Annotated in this window: 14 protein-coding genes; 12 read left to right on the forward strand and 2 right to left on the reverse strand. The window is 49.9% G+C overall.

Translation table 11 applies throughout. The annotated features are described in order from the left end of the window. Positions 1-67 precede the first annotated feature (67 nt). The 11 genes from rpmD to rplQ all read left to right on the forward strand — a co-directional run bounded on the left by rpmD (position 68) and on the right by rplQ (position 7,151). Positions 68-250: a 50S ribosomal protein L30 gene (gene rpmD, locus MRY86_RS00240; RefSeq protein WP_293568454.1), complete on the forward strand. Its 183-nt coding sequence runs from the start codon at positions 68-70 to the stop codon at positions 248-250. Between the two features lie 91 nt (positions 251-341). Beyond that, a complete protein-coding gene (gene rplO / locus MRY86_RS00245) occupies positions 342-791 on the forward strand; it encodes a 50S ribosomal protein L15 (RefSeq protein ID WP_293568451.1) in 450 nt (149 codons plus the stop codon). 115 nt (positions 792-906) lie between these two features. Next, positions 907-2,280: a preprotein translocase subunit SecY gene (gene secY, locus MRY86_RS00250; RefSeq protein WP_293568448.1), complete on the forward strand. Its 1,374-nt coding sequence runs from the start codon at positions 907-909 to the stop codon at positions 2,278-2,280. A gap of 187 nt (positions 2,281-2,467) precedes the next feature. Then, the gene (gene map, locus MRY86_RS00255; RefSeq protein WP_293568445.1) at positions 2,468-3,289 is read left to right on the forward strand and encodes a type I methionyl aminopeptidase; all 822 of its coding nucleotides are present in this window, start codon (positions 2,468-2,470) and stop codon (positions 3,287-3,289) included. Between the two features lie 112 nt (positions 3,290-3,401). After that, complete coding sequence (gene infA, locus MRY86_RS00260) at positions 3,402-3,620, forward strand: translation initiation factor IF-1 (RefSeq protein ID WP_044221858.1); 219 nt, start codon at positions 3,402-3,404, stop codon at positions 3,618-3,620. Between the two features lie 42 nt (positions 3,621-3,662). Beyond that, the gene (gene ykgO / locus MRY86_RS00265) at positions 3,663-3,779 is read left to right on the forward strand and encodes a type B 50S ribosomal protein L36 (RefSeq protein WP_044221860.1); all 117 of its coding nucleotides are present in this window, start codon (positions 3,663-3,665) and stop codon (positions 3,777-3,779) included. A gap of 47 nt (positions 3,780-3,826) precedes the next feature. Continuing rightward, the gene (rpsM, locus tag MRY86_RS00270; protein ID WP_293568431.1) at positions 3,827-4,204 is read left to right on the forward strand and encodes a 30S ribosomal protein S13; all 378 of its coding nucleotides are present in this window, start codon (positions 3,827-3,829) and stop codon (positions 4,202-4,204) included. Positions 4,205-4,287: 83 nt separating this feature from the next. Beyond that, positions 4,288-4,692: a 30S ribosomal protein S11 gene (gene rpsK, locus MRY86_RS00275; protein WP_293568429.1), complete on the forward strand. Its 405-nt coding sequence runs from the start codon at positions 4,288-4,290 to the stop codon at positions 4,690-4,692. A gap of 23 nt (positions 4,693-4,715) precedes the next feature. Beyond that, on the forward strand, positions 4,716-5,327 hold the full coding sequence (gene rpsD / locus MRY86_RS00280) for a 30S ribosomal protein S4 (protein ID WP_293568426.1): 612 nt from the start codon (positions 4,716-4,718) through the stop codon (positions 5,325-5,327). A 161-nt stretch (positions 5,328-5,488) separates the two neighbouring features. Next, on the forward strand, positions 5,489-6,487 hold the full coding sequence (locus MRY86_RS00285) for a DNA-directed RNA polymerase subunit alpha (protein ID WP_044146988.1): 999 nt from the start codon (positions 5,489-5,491) through the stop codon (positions 6,485-6,487). 157 nt (positions 6,488-6,644) lie between these two features. After that, positions 6,645-7,151: a 50S ribosomal protein L17 gene (rplQ, locus tag MRY86_RS00290; protein ID WP_363325445.1), complete on the forward strand. Its 507-nt coding sequence runs from the start codon at positions 6,645-6,647 to the stop codon at positions 7,149-7,151. A gap of 184 nt (positions 7,152-7,335) precedes the next feature. On the opposite strand, the gene MRY86_RS00295 is transcribed toward rplQ, so the two are convergent. Together MRY86_RS00295 and MRY86_RS00300 are read right to left on the reverse strand one after the other, a co-directional pair. Next, positions 7,336-8,286 (reverse strand): DUF3078 domain-containing protein, encoded by a 951-nt coding sequence (locus MRY86_RS00295; RefSeq protein WP_293568422.1) that lies wholly within the window; start codon positions 8,284-8,286, stop codon positions 7,336-7,338. Positions 8,287-8,413: 127 nt separating this feature from the next. Further along, on the reverse strand, positions 8,414-12,379 hold the full coding sequence (locus tag MRY86_RS00300; protein ID WP_293568420.1) for an ATP-binding protein: 3,966 nt from the start codon (positions 12,377-12,379) through the stop codon (positions 8,414-8,416). Positions 12,380-13,080: 701 nt separating this feature from the next. Here MRY86_RS00300 and MRY86_RS00305 point away from each other — a divergent pair. Continuing rightward, a partial coding sequence (locus MRY86_RS00305) for an SdrD B-like domain-containing protein (RefSeq protein ID WP_293568418.1) occupies positions 13,081-23,464 on the forward strand: 10,384 nt, incomplete at its 3' end.

A 23,464-nucleotide genomic window follows, 5' to 3' on the forward strand; every position in this document is an offset into this window, starting at 1 on the left:
CATCCGCATCTGCCGACAGCACTGAAAAAGTCAGATACTGTTTGATGCAGAATAAAAAGCTGAAGCAATGAGTAAGATCAAGGTCACTCAGGTAAAAAGTGTTATTGACCGCTCCAAGAAGCAAAAAGCAACGATGCAGGCGCTGGGGTTAAGAAAAATCCGTCAAAGTGTCGTTGTTGAAGAAACAGCCCAGATCAAGGGCATGGTGAGCAAAGTTAGTCACTTAGTTACAGTCGAGCCTGCAGGCTAAACTTTTTTTAAGCTTAAGGAAAAAGTTTGTAAAGCCGTTAATAGCGGATATCTTTGCAGACCATTCTTTAAAAGGAATAAACGTAATCGCAATGGAACTACATAGCTTAAAGCCTGCCGAGGGTGCAGTCAAAAAGCGCAAAAGAATTGCCAGAGGCATTGGTTCTGGGCATGGCCGTACCGCTACCCGCGGTCACAAAGGTGCTAAGTCTCGTTCCGGCTTCAAGAATAAGCGCAACTTTGAAGGCGGTCAGATGCCTATTCAAATGCGTCTGCCAAAGATCGGCTTCAACAATCACAACCGTAAATCTTACACTGCAATCAACCTGGAAAACCTTCAGGCAATGTCAGAAAAGTACGGGGTTGAGAAGTTCGACTTGGAAACCTTAATCAAGCTGGGTGCTGTTGGCAAAAATGACCTGGTCAAAATCCTGGGTAACGGCGAGCTGAAAGGCAAGTTCGAAGTCGTGGCTCATGGTTTCTCCAAGTCGGCCAAAGCCGCTATCGAAGCAGCTGGTGGCTCTGCTACTGTAGCTGAGTAATTATATTGTGCCGCGCTGAGCGGCGCTTTATTTTTTGGGGCTACGGTCCCACGAGGTTTTGAGAAGAGCTGATAGCCGCTCTTCAATGTGGTAGACAGGCTATAAAATTACGCAGATGAAAAAGCTAATCACTACTTTACAGAATATCTGGAAAATCAAAGAGTTGCGTAACCGCATCCTCTTTACCTTAGGTATGCTCTTTGTTTTCCGCTTTGGCTCTTATATCGTGCTTCCAGGTGTTATCCCTGAGGTGCTGGACAATGCCACTCAGAATAACAACTCGCCAAACGACCTGCTTGGGCTGATCAACGTATTTACTGGTGGCGCCTTTAATAATGCCGCTATTTTCGCACTCGGTATCATGCCTTATATTACGGCATCGATTATCATTCAGCTGCTGGGCTTTGCGGTACCTTACTTCCAGCGCCTTCAGCAAAAAGAGGGAGAGTCTGGCCGTAAGAAACTCAACCAGATCACCCGCCTGCTGACTGTAGCAATTACTTTGGTTCAGGGTGGTGGTTATCTGACTTATATCAACAGCCTTGGCGCTGTCGATCCGACTATACCTCTCGGCGTATTCTGGATTTCCAACATTATCATCCTCTCCACAGGTACAGTATTTTCCATGTGGTTGGGTGAACGAATCACAGACCGCGGTATTGGAAATGGTATCTCGCTTTTGATCACCATCGGTATTATCGCGAGCTTACCACAGGCACTGGTATTTGAATTCCAGTCTCAGTTGGAAAATAATGGTCTGATCATCTTCGTATTGGAGATGGCGGCTCTATTCGGAATCGTTATGGCTACTGTTCTGATCGTACAGGGGGTCCGCCGTATTCCAATTCAGTTTGCGAAGCGTATGGTTGGACGTGGTTCTAACCAAATGCCTGCACAGGGAGCACGGGACTACATCCCACTCAAGGTGAATGCATCGGGTGTAATGCCAATCATTTTCGCACAGGCATTGATGTTTTTGCCTGCCACCGTGGCTCAGTTCTTCGCAGGAGAGGGGAGTGATTTGGCAACCAGCCCTATCTTACGGGCATTGAATGACTTTACTTCAGCACCTTACAATATCATCTACTTTATTTTGGTGGTGCTGTTCACCTACGTATATACGGCGCTGTTGGTAAATCCGCAGCAATATGCAGAATACCTGAAGCGTCAAAACGCCTTTATACCTGGTATTAAGCCAGGTAAGCCTACGGCAGACTTTATTGATGCAGTGACGACTCGTATTACCCTGCCAGGTTCCATTTTCCTGGGGCTGATATCTATCCTGCCTGCTTTTGCAGCTGGATTCGGTGTCAACATTGCTTTCGCCATGTTCTTCGGTGGTACTTCACTGCTGATTCTTGTAGCAGTAGTGCTGGATACCCTTCAGCAGATTGAAAGCCACTTGCTCATGCGCCGTTATGATGGCTTGGTGAAGTCAGGCAAGATTCAGGGCCGCAGCCGTATGCAGGGTATAGGTGCTAATATGTAAGCACTGCCTGCGAAGAAAAGCTGGTCTTTCTGGAGTAAGGAAAGGATTGAAGAAGTTTATATGTTCCGTACCGCCGCAGAGTCTAATGTGCTCTGTGGCGGTATGGTGCTAGAAGGAATAGGGTTTTGTGAAGTGAAAACAGTGCACCGCAAACCTGTATTATTCCTAATAATATAAGATCTCGAGAATGGTTTTTTACAAAACAGAAGAGGAGATAGAACTGCTAAAGGAGAGTAACCGTGTTGTATGCATGGCCCTTGCCCACGTCGGCAGTATGCTCCGCCCAGGTATGACCGGCGCTGAAATTGATAAAGCTGCAGAGGAGTTGATCCGGGATCACGGTGGTGTCCCCTCATTTAAGGGTTACCAGGGGTTTCCTGGAAGTTTATGTGTTTCTGTTAACGAGCAGGTCGTTCATGGTATCCCCACTAAAGATCAGGTATTCCAGGACGGAGATATCGTGTCAGTGGACTGTGGCGTACACCTGAATGGTTTCCATGGCGACTCTGCCTATACGTTTCCGGTTGGAGAAGTGGAGGAAGCCGTAATGGAACTTTGCCGGGTAACCAATACTTCCCTTTACAAAGCAATTGATGCGGCAACAGTAGGGAACCGCATTGGAGATATTGGCTTTGCGGTACAGCAGTATGCTGAGAGAGAGCACGGATATGGTATTGTACGCGAACTGGTCGGGCATGGTATCGGGCGTGAATTGCACGAAGCTCCAGAGGTACCTAACTATGGCAAGCGCGGGCGTGGTCCGGTACTCAAGCATGGGCTGGTGATTGCGATTGAGCCAATGGTCAACCTGGGGCGCAAGGAAGTCCGTACAGAACGGGATGGCTGGACGATTTACGCCAAAGATCGTAAACCTTCAGCCCACTATGAACATTCTATCGTAGTACTGAAGACAGGCCCGCAACCCCTGTCTGACCACAGCATTATTGAAGAAGCCGTAGAGAAAAACCCCGATGTTCAATTCGTAGGGGTCATTTCCGAGGCGGTATAAGCCTGAAAAGGGCTGTTTTTAAAATCGGTGTAGAGGAGGATTTTGATTTTTTGTGCCTATTACCATGAAAGTCAGATAAAAATGATTATCTTTGCACACCGAAATTTCGAGTATGTCTAAGAAGAACTTAATTAAGCAAGACGGTATTATTGAAGAAGCTTTGTCGAACGCAATGTTTCGGGTAAGGCTGGAGAACGATCATGAGATTGTTGCGACAATCTCCGGAAAGATGCGCATGAATTATATCCGTATCCTTCCCGGCGATAAGGTAGCCGTAGAGATGTCCCCTTATGATCTGTCCCGTGGGCGGATCACTTATCGTTACAAATAAGACCGTGTTGTATATTACTGTCTAAACAGAAAAACGACCATCATGAAAGTTAGAGCATCTGTTAAGAAACGCTCCGCCGATTGTAAGATCGTTCGCCGTAAAGGTAAGATCTACATTATCAACAAGAAGAATCCTAAGTTCAAGCAGCGTCAAGGCTAAGCGTAGCCCGCTGATCTGCATTAACTGAATCAATTAAATAGCGTAAAATGGCTCGTATTGTAGGTGTCGATTTGCCTCGTAACAAGCGCGGTGTCATTAGCCTGACTTACATCTTCGGAATCGGTCGCTCCAAAGCAGCGATGATCCTTGAGCAGGCAGGTATCGATGAGAGTGTAAAAGTTGAAGACTGGACCGATGAGAATGTCCGGTCACTCACAAGCATTATCACTGACGAACACACAGTCGAAGGTGAACTGCGTTCTGAGGTACAATCCAACATCAAGCGTTTGATGGATATTGGTTGCTACCGTGGTTTGCGCCACCGTAAAGGCTTGCCCCTTCGTGGACAGCGTACACAGACCAATGCCCGTACTCGTAAGGGTAAGCGTAAGACTGTTGCGAACAAGAAGAAGGTAACCAAGTAATCATTTTCGTCAAGGCACATGATGGCTGCTCATCGCAGTAGTGCATCCGCTGTAGATACGAAACCTTGTTAAATTAATTTCCAATGGCAAAGGGAAAAGGAAAAGCAGCCGCAAAGAAGACTAAGAAGCGGAACATGAAAGTGGAGGCAGAAGGAATGGCTTACATTCAGGCTTCCTTCAACAACATTATCATCTCGTTGACCAATAAGCGTGGTCAGGTGATCTCCTGGGCTTCTGCAGGTAAAGCTGGCTTCCGCGGCTCTAAGAAAAATACGCCTTATGCTGCGCAGGTAGCGGCTGCAGATGCGTCTCGCACCGCTTATGATGCAGGACTCCGTTCCGTTGAGGTATTCGTCAAAGGACCTGGTTCTGGCCGTGAGGCTGCTATCCGGGCTATTGACGTGGCAGGTATCAAAGTAACTCGTATCAAAGACGTTACGCCTGTACCACACAACGGCTGCCGTCCTCCCAAGCGCAGAAGGGTTTAATCAATCGAAAATAGTTTATTCTGATGGCGAGATATACTGGTCCAAAGACAAAAAAAGCAAGAGCGCTCGGTGAAGCGATCTATGGTGCCGATAAATCATTCGAACGCAAGAAATATCCTCCGGGGCAGCACGGCAACGGCCGTCGGCGCAAGCAAAAGTCCGACTACGCCCTGCAGCTCATGGAGAAGCAGAAAGCTAAGTACACTTATGGCGTGCTGGAGCGTCAGTTCCGCAACCTTTTCGAAAGAGCTAACAGTGGTTCAGGTGTAACCGGTGAAGAATTGCTTCGCCTGTTGGAATCTCGCCTGGACAATACGGTCTTCCGTTTAGGCCTTGCTCCAACCCGCCGCGCTGCCCGTCAGCTGGTTACACACCGCCACATTACCGTGAATGGTGTGATCACTAACATCCCTTCCTGTTCACTGCGCCCTGGCGATATTGTCGCCGTACGTGGTAAGTCTCAGGGTATGGAGATTGTTAGAGATGCCGTAGCTGCAAAGTCTGATATCCGTAAATTCGCATGGCTGGAGTTCAATCCTGATACAATGCAGGGCAAATTCCTTGAATACCCAGAGCGTGAGCAGATACCAGAAAAAATCAACGAGCAGTTGATTGTAGAACTGTACTCTAAGTAATAGACTGTTGCGACCGGTCCGTCTACAGGCGGGCTTAAAGCAGCGACATGTACGAAAATACTGAAAAGTGCCTTCCGCAAGGAGGGTGCTTTTTAGGCGTACATAGGCAACCGTTTCTGCACCCGTTTTATTCTTCCATTTAAAGAACGAAGGTCAAATATATGAGTATCCTAAATTTCCAGAAGCCGGACAAGATTGTAATGCAGAAAGCCAACGATTTCGAGGGGCTTTTTGAATTCAAACCTCTTGAACCGGGCTTTGGCCAAACCGTAGGTAACTCCCTGCGGCGTGTGCTGTTGTCTTCCCTGGAAGGCTTTGCGATTTCTGCTGTCCGTATCGCGGGCGTCGAGCATGAGTTTGCTACGATCCGTGGTGTGGTAGAAGATGTGGTGGAAATCATCCTGAACCTTAAGCAGGTTCGTCTCAAGCAGTTGCTGAGCGAAGAAGAAATTACCACTGAGAAAGTATACCTGACCATTAGCGGTAAGGAAGAGTTCCGGGCCGGCGATATAGAAGAGCATACCAATGTCTTCAAAATCATGAACCCAGACCTTCTGATTTGTCAGATGGAGCCGTTCGTGAACCTGGAAGTAGAATTGACCGTGACCAAGGGTCGTGGTTATGTGCCTGCAGATGAAAACCTGCCTAAGGATGCACCAATCGGTGTAATTCCGGTGGATGCCATCTACACACCTATCAAAAACGTAGCCTACCGCGTGGAGAATACCCGTGTAGGTCAGCGGACTGACTACGAGAAACTTTCTATTGATGTGAAGACGGATGGTACCATCCACCCTGAAGACGCGATTAAGGAAGCTTCCCGTATCCTGATTCAGCACCTGATGCTGATCACAGATGAGAATATTACCTTCGATGATGCTTCCACCCGGGAAGAGAACATCGTCGACGAGCACATCTTGCATATGCGCAAGTTGCTGAAGACTTCACTTGAAGACCTGGATCTGTCTGTACGGGCGTACAACTGCCTGAAAGCAGCGAAGATCAACACATTGGCAGAGCTGGTGAAGTACGATACGCACGAGCTGCTTAAGTTCCGGAACTTCGGTAAGAAGTCACTGGTAGAGATCGAAGAGTTGCTACAGGACAAAGGGTTGACCTTCGGCATGGATCTTTCCAAATACAAGCTCGACGAAGAATAATAAGGATTCAACAGGTGGAGTAGTGCCTTTTACCCGGTACTGCTCCTCGTTTTTTTTATAACCCTGTGATCACTGCTTTTCCAAGCGGACCGACCTGTGGTCTATGCCTGAAATGGCTCCCGAAAAGTAGGTGTCACGATGTAAATCAATCTCTACAATGAGACACGGTAAGAAATTTAACCATCTCGGCCGCAAAGAAGGGCACCGCAAAGCCCTCATGCGCAACCTCGCTGCTGCCATCATTGAGCACAAACGTATCAACACGACGCTAGCTAAGGCCAAAGCGCTTCGTGTATATCTCGAGCCATTGGTGACCAAGGCACGTAATGGAAGTACACACGATCGTCGCGTCGTGTTCGGCTACCTGCAAAACAAAACGGCGGTAACGGAGCTGTTCGGTCCAATTGCTGAGAAAATTGGAGAACGCCCCGGTGGTTATCTTCGCATTATCAAGACTGGTTTCCGTCGCAGCGATGCCGCTGAAATGGCGATGATCGAGTTTGTAGACTACAACGACGTATACACCGCTGGCAAGAGCGAAGGTGGTGGCCGTCGCCGCCGTCGTCGTGGTGGCTCTGGCAAAGGTAAAGGTGCAGAAACCGCAGCTACAGCGGCTACTGCAGCAGCTGCAACCGCCACAGCCGCTTCCGAAGAGGAAGAATAGCAGCACTGCGACAGCTATAAAAATTTTGAAAAGGGTGGCTTTTACAGAAAAGCTGCCCTTTTCTAGTTGTACTTAGGCAGCATCGTAATCTTCCAGGCAAAAGCCTGAGTGGCTAAAACGAAAGAGGGCCACTGCCCCGTATGGGTAGTGGCCCTCTCCCTTTTAGGTTAGATTTGAAAAAGGCTTAGTTGGAACTAATGGCATAAGACAAGCCAAGTACCCAGTAGGTCTGTAGTGGATTGTCTTCCAGTCCGGCAGCAAGGGCTTCCTGTTTGTTGTTGCGCAAGCCTACGTCCAGCCCAATTCCAATACCTTTGTAGGCTGTGCTAAAGGTATTGACCCAGGTATAGTTGGAAAAGTCCTGATTCTCATAACTCAGAAAAGCAGACAGGTTGGATTTCCAGTTGAGCCCCTGAACAATCGTTTTGGTATAGTCTGCCACAACCTTTGCACCAAGCGATGACTCAAAGTTGAATTCTTCATCTGCAAAGACAAAGTTGTAGTTCAGTGGGTGTACTACCACCACCAGATCGGTAACCGGCGTCCAGGTCGCACCTACACCAAGATCGAGGTAGCCAGGGTTGTTAAATTTGCCATCAAGCACTGAAGTCCGGTACTCCCCTAATGTGGAAATCGCAAACTTAGGTGACAATTTATACCCGTAAAGGGATACCACGTTCAAGGCATCAGCTGAAACCTGGAACTCGTCGATGTCGTCAGGATTATCCTTGTTGTCGAATTTCAGCCAGCCCAGGGTAAGGTTGGCACTATTGCGCCAGAAGGCATTTTCCCAGTCTCCATTGATGAAGGCGGTAGAAGTCACACCGATATTGATGGCAGAAGTACTGGGTTGGTCTTTTGGCAGCCAGCTATCGAAGTTGGCAATATTTAGGCCAACGTTGCCCAGTAAGCCTTTTTTCCAACGCGGGTAAGGTGTGAGCTGGTCCGTTAAGCTGGCAACGTCGGACTGCAGCTTATTGACTTGCTTCTCCAGTGCCTTGAATTCTTTTTTCAGGGAGTCAAGTGTGGCGCTCTTTGCTGCTTTTTCTGCTTCCAGTTCTGCCGTTGTTTGAGCATGTAGCCCATTGTACAGGAAGAAGGAGCAGGCAATCAGAATTGTGAACAGTCTTTTCATTAAGCGTTTGTTTAAGTGTTGACTGAAAATTGTAAAAGTATAAAAGTGATTGAAGGTATACCAGTCCTAGCTCAATAATAGACGATGAACAGAGAGATAGTCACGCTTCGTATACTGGATATTCAGGTCAATCCGTGAAAAAAGAAGAAGGGGGGCGTCCAAAGCGCTTGGTGAATACCCTGGAGAAGTAATTGGGATAGGCATAGCCCAGGTGGTAGGCAACCTCCGAAACAGTGGAGAAGCTGCCATCAATGATAAGCTGCCGGGCTTTTTGTAAACGTACTTCGTTGATATACTCGGATGGAGTCAGGCCGGTGAGTAATTTTATTTGGCGTTGTAGCTGCCGTTCACTGGTGTACAGCTCCAACGCCAAATCTTTCACCTTTATCTCGGTGCCCTTATCAATCATATTCCAAAGTGCACTTTCCACCTGATTCAACCACTCCTGCTCGTGCTGTTTCATTTCGTCAGGTTGGGAGGGCTCGTAGGAAGCCAAAGAGGAAGGCTCGGCGGTAGCGTGTATTTGTGCATTGAGGCGGGCAGTTGCATTTTTGAGTAGGGTTTGGACTATAGCCTGGAGCTCATCAATATTGAAGGGCTTCTGTATGTAATCGTCCACGCCAATATTCAAGACTTTGATTTTTGTAACAAAGTCACTTTTGGCACTTAGCACCAGGATAGGGATAAGCCAAAAACGCTTGTTTGCTTTGAGCCGCTGAATTAGAGAGACACCGTCCAGCTCCGGCATCATAAGGTCAGTGATGATTAGGTCTGGCGTTTGTGGGGACTTTTCCAATAAGCGGAGTGCTTCCTCGCCATCAGTTGCTGTTCGCAGCTCATAATTAGCTTCAAAAATGGTCTTTAGCAGGAGCTGTACTTCCGGGTTGTCTTCGACTATGAAAATCAGCGGCTGTTGATTTTCAGTATGGGATACGCCGGTCTCTACTATTTGCACGCTTCCTGCAGAAGAGGGCATTTGAATCTGAGAGGAACCTGTGTCAGGTAAGGATTGCAGCGGTAACAAAATGGTGACTTTCGTACCCTGCTCCCGCGTACTTTTCAACCGAATAGCCCCATTCATAGCATCTGTATAATCTTTCACGATGGCTAGTCCAATACCCATACCGCCGGAAGTGGAGTCCACCTGAAAGAAACGTTCAAAAATGTGGGGCTGATCGGCTTCCGATATACCTATTCCGGTATCTTCCACTGAGAGCGTAATACCCTGTTCGTTTTCGCCTGTTGCAACTTCCAGACAGACCTGACCACCTTTAGGAGTGAATTTGAAGGCATTGGACAACAGATTGTGTAGCATATACTCCAATTTGAGCGGGTCTGCCAGATAACGAGCAGACAGGCGCTTATCGAAGTCCATGGAAAATCCAATGTCAAGTGTAGCTGCATTGTCCTCATAAATTTGGCCAATTTCCCGGACTAGTTTTTTCAGATCAACCGGCTGACTTTGAATCTGCAGCAGAGCTTCTTCTTGTTTATTGACCTCCACCAACTGATCAATGAGCTGAGTAAGTCTGGTACTATTGCTTTCAATGGTTTTAAGCCCACGCTCAGGGCTGGGATGCCGGTTTTGGCGCAATAGTTGCAGCGCCCCGGATATCATAGTGAGCGGGGTTTTAAATTCATGAGCAATGTTGGTGATCAGAGTGGTTTTGACCTGGTTGAGCTTTTGCAGCTCCATTGCTTGTTGCTGAATTTTATGGGTGCGTTTTCTGACTTCCTGCCGAAGCCGCATCCGGTCTTTGCGTAAACGCCGGGTGCGCCAACGGAAAAAGAATACTAAAGTGGTGGTCAAAGACAGTACCGACCAGAAAATAAAAGCAGTGCTCTGGTAAAAGGGCGGAGGGACTCTTATGTCAAGCCGGTAGATATCAGTAGAGTAGGCATCCTTCCCTTTTCTGCCTCTTACCTCCAGCGTGAACTGCCCTTTTGAAAAGCCGGAAAGATTGAGGTCACTTCCCCGCATAGGTGTCCATTGGTTGTTTTGCCCGATAAGCCGGTAATCGAATTGTTCTAAATCTACAGCCGCATAGTCCAGGATGGCGAATTCAAGGCTTAACTTATCTTTGGATGAACTAAGTGTGATGGCTGACTGAGTGGCAGGCAATGTTTTTTTTATTCCATCTGCATCAAATAGCTCAATTTTTAGGGGCCAAACGGGGTACGCGTGGTCAATCGACTCTGGTATTTTGAGCGGATCGAATTTCACAATGCCTCCAAGTGTGCCAAGAAGCAGGTGCCCATTCGCTAGCTGATGATGAGAAGAAAGGTTGAACTCATTATAGGGAAGTCCGTCCTTTGTGGTGAAAGTGAATAATTGTTCTGATTCCGGATGAAAGCGGATTAAACCATGGTAGGTAGGCATCCATAAGAAGCCTCGTTTATCCGGGTAAATGGCAAGGATTCGATCGTCAGAAAAGCCAGCCTGATAATTATACCTTTTGACATCCGGGGTCCCGGGTTGCCATCTGTAAAGCCCCTTACCGAATGTGCCCAGCCAAAAAGTGCCATCAGGTGCTTCATAAAGATGATTGACGGTAGTCCCGTTGGTAATGTGCCGGTAATCCTGAAAAGTATCTATTGATTCCTGATATAACAGCAGTCCTTCGTTTGTACAAAGCCATAGCCCTTCGCTATTTTCATGAATAGACCGGATTTCGGTACCGTCTATCAGGGGGCTAATGTTTTTTTTAATTAGCGTATCTTTCTGATGCGGCTTATACAGAAGGCCCGCCGAAGAACCAACATAAAGGATACCGGTTTGCCCGGACCTGTGAATCCAGTTCGTAGAGACCCTGTTGCCTCCTGCATCTGCTTTCAGTAGCTTAGTGGTTCCGGTTCTTGTATTGCCCTTGAGAATGTCCGGGCGGTATGTACCGGACCATAGGATGCCATCTTCATACAGCAAATGTATCCCTCCTTTGGTATCAAATAAGATTTTGGATGTATCTGACTCGTACAGATAAGTGTAGAAGTCGTTGTAGTAAATCTTCCCTTTTTTGTTAGAGGTTATTCCTCTAAGGTTAGCAATTTCACGCTGAAAGCTGTGAATGCGCTCGAATAGTACTGGCTTGAGTTTAAATAAATAAACACCATTAGCGGAGGCAATCCAGGCTTCCTGCTTTTCCTGGTCGAGGCGTACCCCAAAATAGGTACTTGAAGACAACTGGACTGTTGCGGAAGCAATTTTTCGACCGTATCTTTTTGAGTGATCAGAGCTTGGGGTATAAACAGCGACTTCCTCAGTGGTAATGATCCATATATATCCTCCGGGAGTGTAGGAGGCACCCAGCAGGGCGCCTGAGGGTTTGGGAATGGTTATGCTTTGGTGTTCCGCAGCATTGGTAAATTGAATCTCTGTAAAGCTGCCTTCTGTTTTATATTTACAAGAGCAAGGGGTCGGTTTAAACCTGCTTCTCAGAAAGGTTTTGAGGGGCTTTTGCTCCCGGAATGGGGGAGACATGACATGGCAGCTGTCCATGGATTCAAAAATGAAATCTTTGCCAGCAGTGTAAAAGGTGTATAATTGATGGTTGGGGGCAGTCTGAAAAATAGCATCATACGCTTTACCATCAAAGCTAAAAACCTTGCCATCATGTAGTAAAAATACAATACGGTTTTCGGGAGTCCCCGAGATTGCTGCAACCTCCTCTTTTTTAAATGGGGCTCCCGTTGAAACAAGAAGGCTGTCGGCAGAGATCAACTGTTCTCCGGTGCTGTCCCATATCGCAAATTTACCTTTAAATTCTGCCTGATTGGAAAATACAGCATAGCCATAACTGTTTACCCAAATTAGCTGCCCGGGCCCTTCATAAACCCGTCCCGCCTTAAAGGAATTCCCCTCAATATTTGTGATGAGAGGTTGGGCGCGTTTGCCATCGAATATAAACAATCCTCCGTTAGTGGAAATCCAAACAAGCCCTCTGCTATCTTCCAGCGTATGGTGTACAAGCAGGTTGGTCAGCCCATTCTCTTGGTTGATATGCCGGGATATAAGTTTGTACTTCTCCTGCGATTGGGCAAACAGGCCAATGGAGGCAAACAGGATTAGGCTGAATATTTTCAGGAGCTTATACAATAGGAAAACGCTTGTTTAGTAAATAGGTGTATTGATGAATGTAAAAGTAATAACATCGCGCTTCAATATTTATCCATTCCGGAAGAAGAGACACGGTATAACGCCTTTTGTCGGGTTAGTATAGATGCTTGTCCGATTTGTATCTGCCGCTTGATTTACCTTTGCATCAGTTAAATGCACAAATCACAATACTCATGAAAAATATTAACCTGTCACTGCCTAATCACCGACGGTACACTCATGCGCTCATCGCGTTCTTATATTTTAATGGTTGTTGGTTTTCCCCTTAGAAAGAAGGATTGAAAAGGTGACCCTGTCGTACAGGACATCATCTGCTTGTGATGATAAGGTTGAATTATCCATGTTACAATTTGCTCTTTTTGAGGTGAATTTTTCTCGCGTTGATAAGGGTTTTTTTAAAATTGGCATTACTTTTGCTCAGCCTATCATGGAATAATTATTCGATCAGTAGACATTTTCTTTGAACACAGAGATATCTACGAGGATTCTCGATCGAAACAGAGTAGGTAACACTACTCTCCTGTACCTTAAGTTTTTGAAATTCCCTTTGAATAATAAATCATAGTCTAATCTGCACCATTGCAGACCTGGCATACCTATGTCAAGTCTGGAAAAAATTAACGCTTAGCGACTAAACCCCGCTACAGTCAACGGTACAATCATGCACAAACAATAGCAACATGAAACCCACAATTACTCTGTTGGCAATTATTGCCCTGCTTACAACAACCCTCTATGCCTTTCACCCTGGCCTATTTTCCCTGAATTATTGGAGCGAAAGCCATCAGGACACACCCGATGCTAAACAGAAAATGGAGGAGCTAAGTATGCCCAATACCTTGATTTTGGATATCGGTATTATGGTCAGCGATTTGACTCCTGAAACGGGTGTCGCCTTTACCTATACGATCAGTTACGCGACGCAGAGCCTCGTGGAAGACGCTGACAATCCGGTCATTGAGGTCCCCTTGCCTAATGGGATTCAGGTTGTCAGTTTCGTAGGCAATGCTGAAGTGGGCAGCACTGAAATCGTCAATGTTGTGGGCACGCCGACCTTTCGCATCAATATGAAAAACCCACTTGAAGCAGGTGCTGCAGGTATCCTCATGCTGGAGCTGGTTATTCCTCCCGGTCAGGTATGCGATGGTACCATAATACCCGCTGCCGTTACTTTCTCCGCGGATGACGCTGACAATAGCCCGGTAAGCGATCAAACGGATATCACGGTAAGCGCACCTAATGAAGAGTGGAACGTAAACGTAAATGCAGTGACAGTTGGTGTCCCTGGCTCTACTTCATTGTTTCAAATAGGCGTCAGCCCATCGGCAGTTACGGGCTTTATCGCGCTCGATAACGCTACGCTCACCGCAGAAATCCCCACCAACACCAACGTCGTGAATTGCTCAGGTTGCATGCAATCCGGCACAACATTGACCTGGGATGTCAGCAACGCCTCCGGAGCAACCTCCTTTCCCCTGGTTTTGGAATTCCCCTCTCCGCCCTATGACTTCAGTGATAACTTTTCCATTGAAGCAACGCTCGACGGCACCACCATTTCAGACTGCCCCGTTGATGTGGATGATACAGATACCTATAACGGCACCCTGCCTTCGCCCAACCCACTCATTCAGTGTGGCGTGGGCCTCTCGACTTTTGAAATCGGAGATCAGGGTGGTTACGTGGCCAATGCCGATGTGACCGGTAACGTCGAAGTGGATGACTTTACCGCAACCATTACTATCCCGCAGCAGATCCAGATTACTGGCATCAAGCCTTCCATTTACCTGTTTGAAGGCTTACCGGTAACGGTTACTTACGAGACCAACCTCGGAGGCCCATTCCCACTAGGTAGCTTTAACACCACGCTTGATGGTTCCGCTGGTGATTTCGCGCCCCCGGCACTAGGGGCAGGTGAATTCCTGACCACTTTGGTTTTCGAGTTTGGTACGGTGCCTCCCGGGTTTGGCCCTGTAGACGGGATCGTCCTGGATTATGAAGTACTGGCTACTGATCAGTTGGGCAACCCGGTTATTGGTGCCAACCCCAGAGTCACTGATCCGCTATACGTTTCCTGTCCGAATGCTGTTTATACCTGTATTTCACCTGAAGTGGAAGTTTCCGCTAACTACGAAGGAGAACCGCTGCCGAATGACCTATGCGATGAAAGTGCAGCAGTTACCCGTATTCCACCGGTTGGGCCGGGTTCTCCTAATAAATCAGCTTCCGGAAATATATTCTTTGTTGAGGATGAAGTCACTTACACCCTGTCTTTCAATGTGTGTGGTCCTGACCCACTCGTAAATGGCCTGGTAACTGATGAATTGCCCGCTGGTGTTAATCTGGTGCCGGGATCGGTTGCCTACAGCTCCAATATCACGGATATTGGAACCCCGGCGCTCAACCAGATAGGGAGCACTCTGACTTGGGACTTTTCCGGTATTGACCTTCCTGGCTCCACGGACGTAGAAGAAGATTGCGGAGCAACCTACACTATTGAGTACACTGTAGAAGTGACGGAAGTGGCCAATGGCCCTGGTAGTTCTACCCTGAATAATACCTTCACAATTGATGGTGATGATGTGGATATCGCACCGGAGGCAGAGTTGCCCGGAGATGAGGACAATATTACCATTCCGCCCATCGGCCCTACCAATTTGTCGAAGACCTCCCTGAACGGCTCAGACGGTAACCCCGAAGATACCATTACCTTCCGGTTGCGCTTTCGCAATCAGGGCCCTTTTGATGTCAACAACGTCGTCATTGTAGACCAACTGCCCATGGGGCTGGATTTTGTGCCTGGCACCATTCAGTACAATGGGGGGCTTACGCCTGCCGATAACGATGGCATGGTCTACAACAGCGGCAATCGTACCCTTACTTTTGAATGGGCCAGCCTGAGCGGATCAGCTCCGGGGGAACGCTATTCCGAATTCTATGAAATCACCTACGATGTAGCCATCCCACGGGGCTTCCCTCCCGGGGCATTGCAAAACTGTTTTACAGTTACCGGAACAGGTGATTACATCCGTCAGGACCTGCCCCTCGAGGATTGCGAAACGTTCACTGTGAATGCTCTGGTACAGACCAGTTCACGGAAGGGGGTTCGGGGAGACTGTGATGCTGATTTCGTGTTTTTTGATCCCAACGGGCCGAATCCAACGCTCGATAACCTCAACGGTATCGGCCGCACTTTTCAGGGCGGAGCCGCAGACTGGAAACTCATCATCGAAAACACAGGCAACGTTGAGGTCAAGGATATCACAGTTATTGACATCATGCCATTCATTGGCGATGAAGCGATTTCCTTCCCGGCTGACCGGGAGAGCGAGTGGCGGACGAACTTCGTAGAAGTGGTTTCCATGCCAGCTAATGCCACCGTAGAGTATTCCATAGAGCCCAATCCCTGCCGTGCCGACTTTAGCCCGGCCTACGAGCCTGCGGGTTGTACAGGCCCGTTTTGGAGCACGACTCCTCCGGTTGATGTTACCGAGACACAAGCCTTAAAGTTTTTTCTGCCAACGCCACTGGGGCCCGGTGAGCAAACGGAGATCGTATTTAGCACACAGGCACCGGTAGATGCACCCGAAGATGCCATTGCATGGAACTCCCTGGCCTATCAGGGGCGGCGCACCGATACGCCAGACGAAGACTACTTTCTTGTAGCAGAGCCCAACAAAGTCGGTATCGCCATCAAAGCGGATACGGTCTCTGTTGGTAATTATGTATGGTCGGACGATAATAATGATGGTATTCAAAATGAACCTGCTGAGTTAGGTATCAATGGAGTATCCGTTGATCTGTACCGTTTGGTCGGCACTAAAGATGCTACCCCGGGCGCCGGTGATGACGTATTCGTAGGTAGCAGGCTGACCGGAGACAACCACTTCGGCAATCCGGGCTACTACCTCTTTGCCAACCTGCCTGAAGGCCAGTACTATGCTGTTTTTGATGAAAACTCCTTCCCGCCCGGCCAGGTCCCTCCTGCGGATATGCCCACCCTGCTCAATGCCGGTGTAAACGACGTTGTAGACAGCGACGCGGATCAGACCACCATGTTCATGACTGACCTGACACCAGCTTTGACAGAAGCCGGGCAGGCAAAAGATACCACTTTAGACCTCGGGCTGATCGCTACGAATTGTGATCTTTTCCCCACGGTAATGGTCATTTGTGATGACCGCGGCACGGCTCAGGTGAACGACGACCGCTACACCTGGACGCTGCAGGTCAACCGGGAAATTAACAGTGCTTTAGACAATAACGGGACCTTCACGCTGCAGGTGATGAATGCAGATGGCCTGGAAATTGACGTGGTACCCAATCTGGCTTACGGAGTGGAGCACCCTATTGGAGACGAGTTTGGGCCCTTTCCGATCTCAGGTGGCGACCTGATGTTCGAAGTCAAAGACGATATAGATCTTAGCTGTGAAGCTTTTGGAACCGTAGAAGCCCCGGCCACCCTGAATATTGCTAACCTGAGTGCCACCGATTGTATAGACGATGGCATGGGCAATCTTACTTACGACTTAACCGGGCAGGTACAAATTGGCGGCGATCCGGCTCCGGGAGCCCGCCTCGAAGTCTTCTTCATAGATAGTGGCAACACAGAAAGCCAGATTTTTGATCCTATCGCTGAAGACGGAACTTATAACTTCTCTTTTAACGGCTTGGTCTGCGACGGAGAATCCTTTGATGTCGAAGCCCGCTTTATTGATGGCATGGGCAATAGGATTGATGGTACCTGTTCCGGCGAACGCCGTTTACACGAGCCCTGCTATCTGGCCATTACAGACATCCAAATTGAAGATAACTGCCGGGCGGATGGTACCTACACCGTCAACGTAATTGGTACCTACTACAACGGTACCGGTGATATGGAAATCAGTATCGCCGGTAATTCTGCCTTTGACCCGGCTACTCAGACCCTTGACCTGGCCAATCGAGCGGATGGCGTTGAAGAGACCTTAGCATCATTCACTAAAACTTGTGATGGACAGTTGCACGAAGTAACCGCTAGCTTCAATGGCAGTTGCATGGATACAGAAAACTTTGAAGGGCCAAGGGACCGTGACTTCGGAGATGTCCCGGATACTTACGGTACTACACTCGGCCAAAATGGTGCTTTCCACATCATCCACGATGACCTGTTCCTGGGCGATTGCGTTGACTCCGAGTTGGATGGTTCGCCTGAGGCACAAGCCGGTGTGGACGGTACGCCTGCTGCTGGTGCCGGAACAGGAGGTGACGATGGCAGCGGAGTGGAAACCGAAATGGGTGAAACCGCTTTCAGTGAGTGTGTCAGCGATGACGAAGACGGCATCCGTTTCCTTACTTCAATGGTGCCTGGCAACGAAGCCTGCGTGGAAGTAACCGCAACCAACAATACCGGCAGCCTTGCCGCGCTACAGATGTGGGTCGACTTTGACGGCAACGGCAGCTTTAGCAGCGGCGAGGAAGTAGCCTTTACCGAGCCAATTGTTGGAACTGGAACGAATACCACAAACTACTGCTTTGAGGTGCCTGCTTCCGCTACCTTTCCCAATCTGGAAACCTTCGTCCGCGTACGCCTGAGCTCAGCGGGCGGATTGGATGCTACCGGGCCCGCCAATGACGGGGAGGTGGAAGACTACTACCTGGCTTTCGCCAAAATCGGCGACTTCGTCTGGGAAGACCTCGACTACGATGGCATTCAGGATGCCGGAGAGCCGGGTATCCCTAATGCGGAAGTGAGCATTTCAGGTACAGACTTGAATGGAGGTGCGTTCACGGCAAGCACAACTACCGATGGTACGGGCATGTACATGTTCTCCGGCCTGTTCCCGGGCGACTACATGCTGACCTTCACCACACCCGATGAACTGGCCCCTTCCCCACAGGGCGAGGGCAATGATGATACGATTGACAGCGATGCGGACCCGGGCACTGGCGAAACGATTATGTACACCCTTAATGCCGGCGACAATAACCCGGATGTCGATGCGGGCTTTTTCGTGCCAGCTATAGAAGTGATGGCAGAAGAAATCTGCGTCGATAACGCGCCTTATGTCAATTACAGCATTACACCCATTGGCTTTACCCCTTCCAACGGTGCAACCATTACCTGGGTAGATCCAGATGCGGATACTGTGGTAACCGTCCTGACTAATCAGCCACTTTCCGGGACTCTCTTATGGCCGGGTGCAGTAGTGGATAACGGCGTAGCCGTAGACTGGCCGGGCTGGGTACTGGTCGATGGCGTCTGGGAAAGAGTAGAGGATGGACTGCGCCCCGAGCTGCGCCTGCGGTTTGACGTAAACCCCTCGGACTCTACGGTTGTGCTGTATCCTCCAGCCACTCCACAGTGTAGCAGCAATCCAACATTTGGTGAGCTGGGCGACTTCGTTTGGGAAGACCTCAATGCCAATGGTGTTCAGGATCCCGGTGAGCCACCTGTGGAGAATGTGACCGTAAACCTGTTGACGGAAAATGGCGACTTCATTGAGTCCACTATGACGGATGAGAATGGTTTATACCTCTTCGACAGCCTGGGCCCTGCCAGCTTTATCGTGGAGTTCGTCACGCCCAATGGCTACGAGATCACCCCTGCCGATAATGCCGGTATGGACGATACAGTAGACAGCGATGCTGGCGATGACGGGCAGACTGAGGTCATTACCCTGGGCAGCGGAGAAACCAATTATACCATTGATGCGGGCATCTACCAGCCCGCCAGCCTGGGTAGCACAGTCTGGGAGGACTCGAATGGCAATGGGCAGCAAGATAACGGTGAGGGCGGCGTACCGGGCGTTACGGTTACGCTCTTCACGTGTGTGAATGGGGTGCAAGACGCCCCTGTGCCCGGCGCGGAGGTGATGACTGATGCCAATGGCGATTATGAATTTACCGGTCTGGTACCGGGCAGCTACACCGTTGTCTTTGACTACAGCGGCATATTTGCCGCACAGGATTACATCTACACCCTTGCGAATATTGAAGGCAATACGGTTGATGCCCTGGACTCAGACGTTATTGACGAAAACGGGAACGTAAATTGTGTCACCCTGGCTTCAGGTGAGGATGACCCAACGATCGATGCCGGTATCTACCCGGACGAAGATGGCGATCTTGTACCCGACGATATTGATCCGTCACCGGAAGAAGCAGACCCTACGGGATACATCTACTGCGAGTCCACGGGCGAAATTATCCCCGGCGGCAGCATCAGCGTAGACGGTCCCGGCCCGGTAGATATTGTACAGGACGGCTCCAGCGGTTTCTATGGTTTCTTTGCCGTGTCTGTGAGCGGTACTTACACCATTCAGTTTACGCCCCCGGCAGGCTACGCCGTTTCTCCGGACTGTATGGAAGAGGGCGGCGTATTTGACGCGCCAGTTGGCGTAACCACGCTGGGCAGCGGCGAAGATGCCGGCAATCCGGGCTTTATGGAAGATGCAGCCTGCGGGAGCAACCCGTTCTACTATTCCATTGACCTGGAACCGGGCGTATTTGTCTTCAACAACAACATCCCGCTGTCCTGCGCGAGCATTGGCGATTTGGTATGGGAAGACGACAACCTGGACGGGGTGCAGGATAATGATGAGGCCGGTGTGCCGGATATCGAGGTAGCCCTGTTTGAATGCAACAATGGCGTAAAGGGAGATCAGGTAGATGTCACCCAGACAGATAATAATGGCAATTACATTTTCACCGGCCTGCCCGCCGGTGTGGAATACTGCGTGCTGTTTGATCTTGAAAACTCCCCCAATACTGACGCGGAAAGCTATCAGTTTACGGATCAGAACCAGACGGATAATGGCGGCAACGATACCAATGACAGCGACGCTAATCCCGCTGACGGCTGTACCCCTGGTATTACCCTTTCAGAGGGTGAAGAATATGAAGACTTTGATGCCGGTCTTTTCCGCCTGGACTACGGCGACCTCCCAGAGGATCCAGGCTATGCGACCGCTGATGCCAACGATGGCCCTGCCCACTCTGTGCCTACAGACGTGGTGCTCAAGCTGGGTAGTATGCTGGATGCGGAGCCGGATGGGCAGCCCAGTGTCGACGCTCTTGGTGATGGTGAGGACGAAGATGGCGTAATCCTACCTTTATTCAACACGGGCAACCCGACAGATGTGCCGGTGACGCTCATGAACATGACAGGGGCGGATGCAAAGCTGGTACTCTTTATCGACTGGAATGGGGACGGAGATTTTGGGGACCCTGACGAAATGTATGATCTCATGGTACCCGATGGCGCTACGGAGGCTACTTTTGAAGATGTTACGCCACCACTGACCTCTGTCATAGGAGAGCAGCAGGTAGGCGTACGCTTCCGGATCAGTACCGATATAGACGCTGTGATGAGTCCAACAGGCATAGCGCCGGATGGTGAAGTGGAGGATTACCTAACCCCTATTCTTGGATTAGACTTCGGCGACCTGAATGATATAGCCCTTGGCACAGGTGGCGACCCTAACGATCCGCTTACTCCAGCCAATTATGCAACTTTGCGGGAAGGTAATGGACCACGCCACCGTATATTGGTTGATTTAAATAATATCACGCTGCTAAAAATAGGCGCCGCAGTAGACGACGAAGCCAACGGTCAGCCCAGCGCTGATGCGGGGGCTACTGTGGGGGGCGATGACAATACCGCTACTCCGGACACAGACCCGGACGACGAGGACGGGCTCGACCTGGACAACCTACCGCTGTTCATCTTAACCCAGACAACCACGCTGGAAATACCAGTGATGAATATGACGGGAGAGGAGGCGACATTGGCGCTGTTCCTGGACTTCAACAAGGACGGTGCTTTTGACCCGTCTACCGAGCGCTTTAGCGTGCTGGTCCCAAATAATGCCACGACAGTGAGCATAGATGTACCGGTACCGGCAACGAGTGTAGTCGGGCAAGATGTAGGCCTTCGCCTTCGTTTGGCGAATAACCCGGGCGAAGTGGCTAACGCCCTTGGTCAGGCTCAAAGCGGCGAAGTGGAAGACTACATGGTACAGATCATTGGCTTTGACTATGGCGACCTGCCGGTTTCCTACGGCACACAAGAGCCTGATGCGCCAAAGCACATCGTCAGTGAAGACTTGCTCCTTGGGCAGTGCGTGGACGTAGAGCTGGACGGCCAGCCGGATAACCTGGCAGAAGGGGACGATAACGGCTCCGGGCTGGTTACTTTCGGTACCTGCAATGAGGCCGATGACGACGAGAACGGCATTGATTTCATCACACCCTTGTTGCCAGGCACCGAAGCCTGTGTTTCCGTTACGGCGGTAAACAATACTGGCGAAGCTGCCGTGCTGCAGTTCTGGATAGACTGGGACGGTGATGGCTCCTTTGGTGCAGGAGAAGAGGTGTCCTTCACAACCGGCAACACCATACCAAACGGCGGTCTATCCGATGAAATACTGTGCTTCGAAGTGCCTGAAGGTGCTACTTTCGAAGGCGGCAGCGCTTACTCCCGCGCCCGCCTGAGCCCGGAAGGCGGCCTCGAGCCGGACAGCCAGACGGGCGAGATACCATTCGGCGAGATCGAAGACTACGAGGAAACCCTCTACCTGGTGGGCAGCTACGTCTGGGAAGACCTGGACGGCGATGGCCTACAGGGCGATTTCTCTAACCCCTGCTTTAATGACTTGCCTATGGAGCTGGAATGGGCAGGCCCGGACGATAACCTTGCTACGGATGGCGACAACCGTATTTACACTATCGGTACCGGCATCTTTAATAACGTCAATGGGAAGTACGTTTTCGAAGGGCTCATCCCTGGCACCTACACGCTTCGCATCCCGGACCTGCCAACGGGTTATGCCCCAACGGTCATTGGAGCGGGCAGCGATGAAGACCTGGACAGCAACGACCCGGAGAATACCACCTTCACGATCCTTGATGATGGCAGCCTGCGCACCGGCGAAGACGGCACGGGCGATGCCCCTGGCAATATCAACGGCTACCCGGACGATCAGGACAATTTGTCTTTTGACTTCGGCTTCCGCACAGAGGGCTACGAAGTCATCTGCAACTGCGACGGCTCCATAACGCTCGACTGGGAGCCTTTCTCTACCGGTAACAACTGGACGGTAGATGTAGAGGATGAGAACGGCAATCCTGTGGTCGACTTTGTGAATATGTCTTCTACTCAGGTGACGTTTGTACCAGGCACCCTGACAAATGGGGAATGCTATAACTTTGCGATCACCGAAAATCTGGGCAATGCTGAGGTGGAAGCCATCTCCGGCTTGCTGCATGCCAATTGCTACCCCGTGCCGGTACTCACCCTGAACGGCGAAGGCCCAAGCTGCCCGACAGCAACGGATGGCACGCTGACCATAGATTTGGATGAGCAGGGCTGCAATGCCACTTACGATGTATACCTGATTGAAGCGGGCGTTGGAGAAACCTTGGTTGGCTCAGCAGTTGCTCTGGCCCAGCCGATAATTGTTGAGAATCTTGGCGAGGGTACTTACCGTGTCCGCCTTGAGCTTGTGGACCGGGGCAATTGTGCTTATGGCGCAGGCTGCCTGCCTGAGCTGTATCAGGAAGAAGTTACTTTAGAAACTACAGATTCCACCCCACCATCCAAAACGGTTACGGATCAGACCGGCCTGGAGCCCCCGATGACGATTCTTCACGAAAGCATCCCGGAAGGGGAGTGTGGGGTGCAATTCAACTGGTTTGTAGAACTAGACGACGACTGCCTGAGCGATGGCGTGAGCCTGGAAGCGCAGATTACTACACAAACGGACAACCCTTCCGTATCCCCAAGTGCCAGCGTGACAGTATCCGATGAGGAGCCCCTCTACGTAGTGGCTGTCCATGCAGGCATTGGTTCGAATACCCTGCTCTTGATCACCTCAGATGAGGCGGGCAACAGAGATACGATGTCCTACGAAATCACGGTAATGGACAACCGTGCCCCTGAAATCTACGGCCCCGGCGACATGCAGGTGCAGATCCCGGCCTGCGAAGACGGCATGCCTGTGAACTGGCAAGTGTCAGCAATAGATGACTGCGACCTGGATGCAATGCTGGAGCAGATCAGCGGCCCGCAGCCGGGCGATGTGCTGG

The sequence above is a fragment of the Phaeodactylibacter sp. genome (genome assembly GCF_022763345.1).
Taxonomy (GTDB): Bacteria; Bacteroidota; Bacteroidia; order Chitinophagales; family Saprospiraceae; genus Phaeodactylibacter.

Coding starts and splice junctions, on each gene's coding strand:
- rpmD (WP_293568454.1), top strand. CDS start 68: ATGAGTAAGATCAAGGTCACTCAGGTAAAAAGTGTTATTGACCGCTCC.
- rplO (WP_293568451.1), top strand. CDS start 342: ATGGAACTACATAGCTTAAAGCCTGCCGAGGGTGCAGTCAAAAAGCGC.
- secY (WP_293568448.1), top strand. CDS start 907: ATGAAAAAGCTAATCACTACTTTACAGAATATCTGGAAAATCAAAGAG.
- map (WP_293568445.1), top strand. CDS start 2,468: ATGGTTTTTTACAAAACAGAAGAGGAGATAGAACTGCTAAAGGAGAGT.
- infA (WP_044221858.1), top strand. CDS start 3,402: ATGTCTAAGAAGAACTTAATTAAGCAAGACGGTATTATTGAAGAAGCT.
- ykgO (WP_044221860.1), top strand. CDS start 3,663: ATGAAAGTTAGAGCATCTGTTAAGAAACGCTCCGCCGATTGTAAGATC.
- rpsM (WP_293568431.1), top strand. CDS start 3,827: ATGGCTCGTATTGTAGGTGTCGATTTGCCTCGTAACAAGCGCGGTGTC.
- rpsK (WP_293568429.1), top strand. CDS start 4,288: ATGGCAAAGGGAAAAGGAAAAGCAGCCGCAAAGAAGACTAAGAAGCGG.
- rpsD (WP_293568426.1), top strand. CDS start 4,716: ATGGCGAGATATACTGGTCCAAAGACAAAAAAAGCAAGAGCGCTCGGT.
- MRY86_RS00285 (WP_044146988.1), top strand. CDS start 5,489: ATGAGTATCCTAAATTTCCAGAAGCCGGACAAGATTGTAATGCAGAAA.
- rplQ (WP_363325445.1), top strand. CDS start 6,645: ATGAGACACGGTAAGAAATTTAACCATCTCGGCCGCAAAGAAGGGCAC.
- MRY86_RS00295 (WP_293568422.1), bottom strand. CDS start 8,286: ATGAAAAGACTGTTCACAATTCTGATTGCCTGCTCCTTCTTCCTGTAC.